Raw genomic sequence first — 7,676 nt, forward strand, 5'->3', positions numbered from 1 at the left:
TTTGTTGAAACAGCACTCGCCGCAGATCGGCTTCCTCAATATCAAGACGCTGGGCAATGCCCGGCAGATACCACACCGGATCAATCGCCGCCTTGGTAACCACGAGACTGCCATCCGCCTTCAGCAAGGTGCCATCTGCCACAATGCGGCCGGCATCAATTTCGCTCTGGAGCTCAGGAATATTGATATGGGCTTTGGTGATGGCAATGGTGGGCAAAATGTCGTAGTCTTCCGATGTCATATCCCGAAAGACCTCACTGACCAAGCCTCCTAGGGGATCGAGGGAGACAATTTTGCTGGGGTCGCTCCAACTGGGATAGGGGCCAATGTGCACCACGGGTGAGGTGTTGGTGAGATCGGCGCGATGGGCTGGATTGAGGACACCGCTGGCCACGGCTAAAGCTCGATACACGCCATAGGAGCCCGCATGGGTACCAATGACATTGCGATAGGCCAAACTGCGGGGAGAACCAATCACCGGCCCGCGAGCTTGAGGATCAACGGCTCCCCACTCAATGGGAATGCGTTTAGTGCTAGCGCGATGGGAATGGGAGGTGAGAATGATGTGCTTCGGCTTCTGCGGGTTATTCACCATATCGATCCATCCGAGTGAGGGGAAAGGTTGTAGTGTATTCTAGTCAGAACCCATAGAAATGCTTCAGGGGTGACAGAAAGCCACAGGTGGGGCGGTTCGAGTGACTCCGTCGCGATACCTCGATCACTGAAGCGGGGGCGATCGCTCTGGCGTCCAAACCATGGGGGCTGGTCTGTCCGGCGCAGGGGATCATCTATTCGATATCTACCACCATACATCGGGATTCATGGCAGCAGAGGTTCATGTGATTACGCATCCACTGGTTCAGCACAAGCTCTCGCTTCTGCGCCACGTGGACACCCATACCCAAGACTTCCGCAAGTTGCTGAAAGAGGTGGCCATGCTGCTAGCCTACGAGGTGACGCGGGATCTTCCCCTCAAGTATGTCCCTATCCAAACGCCTCTCACCACCATGGATGCGCCCATGCTGGCTGCGGATAAAAAAATGGCGATTATCTCTATCATGCGGGCCGGGCAGGGGCTGCTGGATGGCATGTTGGAGCTGATCCCTACAGCCAAGGTGGGGCATATCGGTCTATACCGACAGCCTAGCTCCCTGATGGCGGTGGAATATTACTTCAAGCTGCCCACGGATATTGAGCAGCGGGATATGTTGGTGGTGGATCCAATGCTGGCGACGGGCAACTCGGCGGTGGCGGCGGTGGATCGGCTCAAGGAAGCGGGGCCGCTCTCTATTAAGTTTGTCTGTCTGCTCGCGGCTCCCGAGGGCATCGCCCATTTCCATAGCGAACATCCCGACGTGCCCATCTACACCGCCTCCGTGGATGACCATCTCGACGCCCAAGGCTACATTCTGCCAGGGCTAGGGGATGCGGGCGATCGCCTCTATGGAACGCGCTAGGAGAACGTAACGACTGGGGCATTTCGACTGCGCTCAAGGCCCCAATCCTGATCAGAAGAGGGTTGAGCGGAGCCGAAACCCGGCAGCTTTCATTGACTTGAGTTCACCCACTAGGAGGAGTGATGGCAACCGAGGCTGACACCCTTGCCTATCTAAGATCTACAGCGGCCATTCGCGATCGTTGTGGCCAACTGTTTGACCTGGCCTGTGCCGATCAGCTCAGCCATTTTCGCTGCGACCTGACTCGCCTCAACGCCACCGCCGACTACGTCATCCAGGTGATTGAGGCCAACTATCCCGATTGGGCTGTGCCCTTCCACAGTCGCTGGCGGCATTTTGAAAGCGGCGATCGCGATCGCCTGGCCCACCTCCGCCAGCAGGTAGGAACGATCGATCCCCTCGAATGGGCCCGTATCCAGTTCGACCTAGCGATCACCAGTGTGTTGCTGGATGCCGGAGCTGGAGCCACCTGGCAGTTTTCCGAACCGGGTACGGACGAGGTCTACCAACGCTCAGAAGGGCTAGCGATCGCCAGCTTTTATGCCTTCACCGCCGGCACAATGTCCAGCAATGCCCAGCAGCCGCTCCAAGCCGACGCCCAAGGTCTCCAGCAATTCACCCCCGATCGCCTAGCCGCTGCCTTCCAGGTGAGCGATCGCAATCCCTTAGTAGGACTAGAGGGACGGGCGGGCCTGCTGCAAACCCTCGGGCGATCGCTGCATCGCTATCCCCATCTGTTTGGTCAAGAAAGCCCCCGGTTGGGTAACTTGGTGGATGCCCTCCTACCCCAAGTGGTCGATCAGTGCCTACCGGCCACCGCCGTCTTCGATGTTGTCCTAGAGGGGTTGAGCGACATCTGGCCCGGCCGGGGGGCGATCGCCCAGGTCAACTTAGGCGACGTCTGGCCCCATCCCCGCCTGCCCGATGGCGACCTGGGATCGCAACTGGTGCCCTTCCATAAACTCTCCCAGTGGCTCACCTATTCTCTGCTGGAGCCGCTACAGAGCCTAGGCATCACCATCACCGATCTCGATGCCCTCACCGGTCTGGCGGAATATCGTAACGGTGGCCTCTGTGTGGATCTGGGCCTGCTGCAGCCGAAACATGCGGGAGTGTTAAGCGATCGCCATCGACCAGGCTCAGAGGTGATTGTCGAATGGCGGGCGCTGACCGTGGTTTTGCTGGATCAGATTGCCGCAGCCATTCGCCAAAACCGCCAGCAAGATGCCACCCAGCTCCCCCTGGTGAAAATTCTCGAAGGCGGCACGTGGGCAGCCGGACGACGCATCGCAGCCGAGCTACGGGATGGCTCCCCACCCCTTCAGATTCAAAGCGATGGCACCGTGTTTTAGTATAAAACGTTCGAGTCGGCTAACTAGATGTAGCACTCGCGCCGTGGGAGAAGCCTACATCGTATGCTTGGCAGCGGCGTCAGGCGTAGGTCACGCCTTCGGTGCGTTGCGATAGTACGAGTCGGGATGGGCCTTGATCGAGAAGGTCAACACCGTTTCATCCACCCCCTTGAGCTTCAGCGGGCTGCATTTGGTAGCAGCATCGTCTTCCAGCTCCAGATAGTCGGCCACGGCGGCAGAAATCAGAATAGAGTCGGGGGTGGCGGCTTCTTGAATGCGGGCGGCAATGTTCACGCTGGGGCCGATCGCCGTGTAGTCCGATCGCTCGGCACCACCAAACATGCCCACCACCGCCGTGCCTTGGTGAATGCCGCAGCGGAACTGCACCTTGCCAATGCCCTGCTCCTGCCATCGGGCATTCAGCACTTCCAGGGACGCATACATCTGACGAGCCGCAGCGATCGCTCGATGCACCTGCTCACTGGGCGGTAGCTCTTCCGGCGCACCAAAAATCGCCAAAATCGCATCTCCCATAAATTTATCCACCGTGCCCCCATGGTCAAAAATGGCATGGGTCATTTCCGTGAGATATTCATTCAGCAGTTCCGACACCCGCCGCGATCGCAAGGTGTTGGACAACTGGGTGAAGCCAATGATGTCACTAAACAAAATGGTCCCCAGTTTAGGCTCGGGGCGCAGATCAAGCAGCAAATCACCCTGGGCCGCCTTTTTCACTAAGGACGGTGGCAAGAACCGCTGCAGGACAGACTCGGTGAGATAGCGATTGAGTTCTTCCACCCGCCGCTCATTGGCCTTGAGCGCCAGCAGATTGCGTACATCGGCTAACAGTTCGCGATCGTTGAACGGTTTGGACAAATAGGCATCAGCGCCCTGCTCCACCCCTTCAATACGGGTGTCTTCATCGGCACGGGCGGTAAGCAAGATCACCGGAATCCCCTTGAGGGCTTCGTCTTGGCGCAGCTGCTTAATCATCTCCAGCCCAGACACCATGGGCATCATCAGATCTGTGAGGATCAACTGCGGCTGATAGGTTTGGGCAAGCTGGAAACCTTCCGCCCCATTCCGAGCCGTCACCACCCGGTAGCTGGCGTTGCGCAAAATATCCGAGACATATTGCCGGAGATCGGGGTTGTCATCCACCACAAGAATCGTGGGCGCAGTGTCGCCTTCCGGCCCCTCGGGCAAGATGCCCAGAACTTCGCCAACCTGCCCCTCGCCGTCCCCAGGGCGATCGGTGGCATGGATTTCGATATCCGCCAGTTCCACCACCGCGCGGCTCGACTCCATTTCAATGGGCACTTCAATCACCTGATCCGGCGGCAGATGGGAAATACCCGTTTGCAGCCACACCGTAAACGTACTGCCCTTGCTATATTCCGACTCGACAGAAAGATTCCCGCCGTGCATTTCCACCAATTTCTTGACCAAAGCCAGACCCAGGCCACTGCCCTCATACTTACGGTTGGCAGACCCATCCGCCTGGCGAAAACGGTCAAACAAATGGGAAATTTGATCAGGACGAATGCCAATGCCGGTGTCGCGCACCTGCAGCAGACAGTGATCGTTGGCCGATCGCAGACTGACCACAATACTGCCCCCAGCCGGGGTAAACTTCATGGCGTTCGACAAGAGATTGTAGAGAACCTTATCAAATTTCTCTAGATCGAGATAAATGGGCAGGCAGTCCTCCAGATCGGTGGACAGGTGAATCTCTTTACGATCGCAATAGTGATGGAAGGCATCCACAATCTGGGCTACGAAGCTCTTGAAATCACAGGGGCGGAAGCGCGGCTGCATTCGGCCCGCATCCAATCGCTGAATGTCGAGCAGTTGATTTACCAAGCGCAGCAGACGACGAGAGTTGCGCAGGGCAATTTGAGACTGATCGTAGGAAAGGCCTTGCCCCTGGGCGATCGCTGCCTCTAGAGGGCCAATGGTCAAGGTGAGCGGCGTGCGAAATTCGTGGGACACATTTTGGAACAGCTCGTTTTTCTGCTGATCCAGCTCCAGCAACTGCTCCGCCTGCTGACGCGTTTTTTGGTAGAGGCGAGACTGCTGCACCGCGATCGCTGCCTGCACGGCCACGGCCTGGGCCAGCTCAATTTCCTCCTGCTGCCACTGGCGAGAACGGCTCGACTGCCGCAGGGAAATGCTGCCAATGATATGACCGTTGTACAGCAGCGGCACCACCAACAGCGCCCGGGCCGGCAACCGTAGGGGTAAATCGGGCATATTCATCTCAGGATGATGCCCTAGATCGTCAATGATCACCGGACTTTGGGTAGATAAAAGCTGCTGTAAAACTGGATTTCCCTCAATCGGCACCCGCGACGTGGGCAGGTGCGATCGCACCAAGGGAGCCTCACCCTGAGGAGGGCTGATCATCCAGTCTGACTGCGGCTCCGGATGAATTTCCCCTAGGGTAAACGGCTGCTCTGCATTTTGATCGGTGGCATCATGCAGCCCCACACATTGGACAAATTCATCCCCAGCCGTCCACAGCGATAGGGCACAGCCATCTGTATGCAGCGCCTGCCCCAGTTGCTGGGTAATCGCCGCAAAAATATCTTGGGGATTCAAACTCGACCGAATCGCCGTGGTGATGGTGTTGACCAACGTTTCTCGCCGAGCCAAGGCCCGCAGCTTTTCATAGGCCCGCGCTTGAGCCAAGGCTGGGGCAGCTTGGTTGGCCACCATGGCAATCAGTTGCACATCATCATCTTGCCAAACGCGAGGCTGTTGCTGATGCAGGGCCAGCACCGCCATCAGTTCCTGCTGACAAATCAGAGGCACAATCAACGTCGAACGAATATTGGCCTGGCTATAAATATGGCGAATACAGCCGCCATTGGGAGCCGATCGCTCCAGCCGCTCATCGGTGACCGTATCCTGAATCACCTGAATGGTTTCCGTTTCCCACAGCGTATGAATTAGGGGACTGGTGGTAGCATCCGAGGCATCGAAGGCATCTGGGGCCGCCGAGGCATCCGACTCACTTGGGTGTTCTGCGCGATCGCCCTGCGCCGCTGCACTCAGGTAGGTGAACACCTCATCGGTCATCAGTTCATCTTGGCAAGGTCGCAGCAGACAGCAGTCCACCTCAAACATATGCCCCACCGTATCCACGATGGTTTGAAAAATATATTGATAGTTCAACGCACCACGAATGGCGCTACTGATGGTATTCAGCAACGACTCTTGGCGCAACGTGCGACGCAGTTCTTGGGTGCGGGTTCTTAATACATTGTGGGTATCAACCGCTTGGCGCACCACGGTTTTCAGCTCTTCATCATCCCAGGGCTTGGTGACATACTTGAAGACCTTCCCAGCATTAATCGCTTCCACCAGATCTTCAACGTCGGTATAGCCGGTCAAAATGATCCGAATGATGTCAGGATATTGGGTCGCCGTCAGGCTCAAGAACTCTGTGCCACTCATGGAGGGCATTCGCTGATCAGAAATGATCACCGCGATATCTCCCTCGGCAGCTAAAATCTCCAGCGCGACTGGCCCACTCTCTGCCCGCAATACCTTAAATTCCCGATAAAAGGTGCGGTAGAGCAGGTCAAGGTTGTCTGGTTCGTCATCAACCACCAGAATCTTAGGCTTTTCGCTATCAGGAGATTTCATGCACTATGCTCCTGCCATGGGGGCATTCGTCTGATGAGAGTAGGGGGGTAGATTGCATGACCTCAAAAATGGAACGATGTTGTCACACGAGGACGGTTAGCACGAGATCCTGAACTGTGGCAGCCTCGGGCTGAGTTGAGGAGAACTACAGGCCCGTATAGTTGGCCCTGCTGCTGGACAGACTCCGTAGGTAGGTAAAAGTAGGCAGAGTGAATGCGATCGCACATTATTCACGTCATTCAACTAATATTCAGTTATTCAGGACTGGTCTGATGCACCCAGAGAAATTTGTCTCTTTCAATCGTCTGATAGCCTGCTTAAGATTCTAGCCTTCTTGTTTAGCATCGTTAGCCTTGACATACGCTACCGCACCACACTTAAGCAGCCTATCGCAAACTAGAGAGTGAGCTGAAGCTCCCAAGCTCTGATGGTTGTCGAAGGTCATCGCAACCTTGCCATCCACTCCATGCCCCTGCACAAATTGGGTTGCTTTAGTATTCCCAACTTTTATCATAGAAGCTTTATTCCTAAACTATCTTGTTGAAACGTGTGAATCGATATCCTGCCCCCCGACATCCTCCAGTAGTTGTCAGTAGGAAAACGTTAGGAAGACGATTGGCCAGCATTTCAATGTTGCTCAATGCTCAAAACCTGATGAGACAAGGGTTGAGCGGTGCCGAAACCCGACAGATTTCATTGAATTAATCCACCTGCTTAGTTGTTGTTGTAGCGCGTCTAGGCTACTATTCCACCTCAAAGCTTATAGGCGCTAGAATTCTAAAAAGATTCCTGTGTCTAGAGTGCTGCCTAAGATCGCTACGTCTAGCCCACACCATTCACCCTTACCGCATCATGTCCACGTATATGACGGGGCAATCCCAACCGTCTGCTGAGACCTATAGCTGGCAGTCAAGCGATCGCCTCCAAAATGGTGCAGCTTGTCTGATTCGCACTGTGCGGCAGCCAGACTTGCCGCTCCTCGCTGACACGCTCACCCAATGCTTCCACCCCCAAGAAGGGCTAGGGGCGTGGCTCAATCCAGTGTTTCGTTTGGGCATCTATGAGGATTTGCGCCATCGCTTTTATGCTCGCGATCCCCATACAGTCTGCTTAGTAGCGGTGGATCCTGAATCTCCAACTGAGGGACGGCGATCGCTGGATGCTCCGATTGCCGGCACGGTGGAGATGGCTCTGCGCTATCCCAAACTTTGGCAGC

Annotated in this window: 5 protein-coding genes; 3 read left to right on the forward strand and 2 right to left on the reverse strand. The window is 55.9% G+C overall.

The annotated features are described in order from the left end of the window. Nucleotides 1-595 (reverse strand): hypothetical protein (locus V6D20_16995; protein ID HEY9817478.1); only part of this gene is annotated, 595 nt, incomplete at its 3' end. Between the two features lie 160 nt (nucleotides 596-755). Here V6D20_16995 and upp point away from each other — a divergent pair. Both upp and V6D20_17005 read left to right on the forward strand, forming a co-directional pair. Beyond that, nucleotides 756-1,457 carry a uracil phosphoribosyltransferase gene (gene upp, locus V6D20_17000; GenBank protein ID HEY9817479.1) on the forward strand — a complete coding sequence of 234 codons (702 nt, stop codon included), beginning with the start codon at nucleotides 756-758 and terminating at the stop codon, nucleotides 1,455-1,457. 122 nt (nucleotides 1,458-1,579) lie between these two features. Next, a complete protein-coding gene (locus tag V6D20_17005) occupies nucleotides 1,580-2,809 on the forward strand; it encodes a URC4/urg3 family protein (protein HEY9817480.1) in 1,230 nt (409 codons plus the stop codon). Nucleotides 2,810-2,899: 90 nt separating this feature from the next. Here V6D20_17005 and V6D20_17010 read toward each other — a convergent pair whose 3' ends face one another. Continuing rightward, on the reverse strand, nucleotides 2,900-6,460 hold the full coding sequence (locus V6D20_17010) for a response regulator (GenBank protein HEY9817481.1): 3,561 nt from the start codon (nucleotides 6,458-6,460) through the stop codon (nucleotides 2,900-2,902). 852 nt (nucleotides 6,461-7,312) lie between these two features. On the opposite strand from V6D20_17010, the gene V6D20_17015 reads away from it, so the two are divergent. Then, on the forward strand, nucleotides 7,313-7,676 hold a 364-nt coding region (locus V6D20_17015), incomplete at its 3' end, for a hypothetical protein (protein ID HEY9817482.1).

Source organism: Candidatus Obscuribacterales bacterium, assembly GCA_036703605.1.
GTDB lineage: Bacteria > Cyanobacteriota > Cyanobacteriia > RECH01 > RECH01 > RECH01.